2 protein-coding genes are annotated in these 2,299 nt (G+C 71.3%); both read left to right on the top strand.

The features are described 5' to 3' along the window. Positions 1-80 precede the first annotated feature (80 nt). Complete coding sequence (locus ACFWX1_RS48035; RefSeq protein ID WP_378396622.1) at positions 81-512, top strand: hypothetical protein; 432 nt, start codon at positions 81-83, stop codon at positions 510-512. After that, a complete protein-coding gene (locus tag ACFWX1_RS48040) occupies positions 509-2,041 on the top strand; it encodes an FAD-dependent monooxygenase (protein WP_378396623.1) in 1,533 nt (510 codons plus the stop codon). Before ACFWX1_RS48035 ends, ACFWX1_RS48040 begins: the two co-directional genes overlap by 4 nt. Positions 2,042-2,299: the final 258 nt, after the last annotated feature.

Below are 2,299 nucleotides of genomic sequence, written 5' to 3' on the forward strand. Positions count from 1 at the left end.
CTCCTTCACAGCGTTGAGCGCCGTGAAGGAGGCCTTCACGGACCTTGACTAACCTGTGAACGTTCATTATCTTCACGTTCATGCATTCCGGATCCTCGCTGCCGGGGACGCGCCGGGAGCGCTGGGGGAAGGCCGCGATCTTCGCCGGCCTGACGGCCGCACTTCCGTCGGTCTGGCAGACCGTCACCCACGTCACCGACGAGACCTACCGCGCCCCCGAAGTACGGCACGGCGAAGGCCACGTCCAGTACCACATGGCACGCGAAGCGCTGATCACCGCCGGAGCGCTCGGCGCCGTCGTCGTCGCGACGACGGCGGGCGCCCGGCGCGGACGCGCGCTGTGGCGCTGCCTGGCCCTGTCCACCACGGGTTTCACCGCCGCGATGTGGTCCGGCGGCCCGGTCACCGGCGTCTGGGCCCCGAACCGCAAGGCGTTGCTGATCCACGTCGGTTCCACCACCGGTCTCGCGCTCGGCACGTGGCTTCTCCGCCCACGCAAGGAAAACTCGTGAACGCCGACGTCGTCGTCGTGGGCGGCGGGCCGGTCGGCCTGCTCACCGCGGCACTCCTGCACTCCGCCGGGATCCCGGTGCGCGTGTTCGAGCGCAACACCGGGCCGACCGAGTACTCGAAGGCCATCACCATGCAGCCGCGCACGCTGGAGACGTTCGCCTCGGTGCGGTCCGAGGGCGGGAAACGGCTCGTGGATCTCGTGCTGCCGCTGGGCAGGCAGGTGCCGCGCACGCATTTCGCCACCCTGCCGAACCTGCTCGAACTCGGCGGTTTCGAGACCGCTTACCCGTTCGTGCTGTTCATTCCCCAGGCCGACACCGAACGCGTGCTCGCCCGGCACCTCGCCGCGCAAGGCGTTCCGGTGGAATACGGCCGCGAGGTCACTTCCTTCGGTCAGGACGCCGAGCGCGTGGTGGTGACCGTCGGCGAGGAAACCGTCGAGACGCGGTATCTCGTCGGCGCGGACGGGGCTCACAGCACCGTCCGGAAAGCGGCCGGAATCGGCTTTCCCGGTACCGAGCCGACGGCCGCGGGATTCGTCGGCGACGTCGAACTGACGGCACCCCCGGAGCACGATTTCCATTTGTGGAGCCACGAAACCGGCTCGGTCAGCATCATCCGCACGCCGTCCGGCCACCGCCTCTTCGGCATGGAACCGGGCGACGCCGGGCTCACCGCGCAGGAGGTGCGCGCCCGGCGGGACCGTCCACTCGGGACAGAGGAACTCCGTGCGACGCTCGTCCGCATCGCGGGCACCGATTTCGGGCTGCGCTCTTCGTCCTGGCTGTCGCGGAGCACCGACTCGACCCGGCACGCCGACCGCTACCGCGCCGGCCGGGTGTTCCTGGCGGGCGACGCCGCGCACGTGCACCTGCCGGCGGGCGGGCAGGGCCTGAACGTGGGCTTCCAGGACGCGGCCAACCTGAGCTGGAAGCTCGCCGCCGAACTCCACGGCTGGGCGCCGTCGCTGATCGTCGACGGCCCGGCGAGCTACCAGGCCGAACGCCTGCCCATCGCGGAGAAACTGGGCGAGAACACGCTGGCGCAGTCGGCGATCATGACGACGTTCACCCCCGCCGGGGCCGCGCTGCGGGCGATGACCGCCGAACTGATCGCGCGGGTGCCGGGGCTTTCGGCCGAGCTGGCGGGCTGGGTGAGCGGCCTCAAGGTGCGCTACGCCGTCGCCGCGGACGCGCATCCCCTCGACGGCCTGCCCGCACCGGATCTGGTGCTGGACGGGGAAAATTTGCTGCACCGCCTGGAGATCGGCCGCTATCTGCTCGCCGACTTCACCCCGGACGGCCGGCTCGCCGCACTGGCTTCGCCGCGGGTCGCGGTGGCGCGGGCCGAGCGGCGCCCCGGGGTGAGCGCCGCACTGATCCGGCCCGACGGCTACGTCGCCCGCGCCTGGCCCGAGCCCGACGTCGCGGACATCAGCGCGACCGTTGACGAGTGGGCGGGTACCCCGGCGCGAACATCGGACCGGCCGTCCACGGGGACGAGCGCGCCGATGAGGTCTTCTCAGTAGCGGTCCGGACGGCGGCTGGTGCGGGCTTTCGCGCTGGTCAGCGACGTCGCGAATGGTCCATTGGGGACGTTCGACGCCGTCGATCTCCCCTTCGCGGCACTCCGGCGCCGGTGCTCATGTCCCGAACGCGCCGTTGGGGACGTTCAGCGTCCCCAACGCGTCGTTCGCGACACCCGCGAGCCGCCCGTGATCCGAGGGACGCCCTGGGTGCGTCCACCGCACCGAGGGACGCCCCCGGTGCATCCAACGCACCAAGGG

The organism is Amycolatopsis sp. NPDC059021 (genome assembly GCF_042739895.1).
Lineage (GTDB): Bacteria > Actinomycetota > Actinomycetes > Mycobacteriales > Pseudonocardiaceae > Amycolatopsis.

Bases quoted from the DNA above. Each gene is read 5' to 3' on its own strand.
- ACFWX1_RS48035 (WP_378396622.1), top strand. From the start codon at position 81: ATGCATTCCGGATCCTCGCTGCCGGGGACGCGCCGGGAGCGCTGGGGG.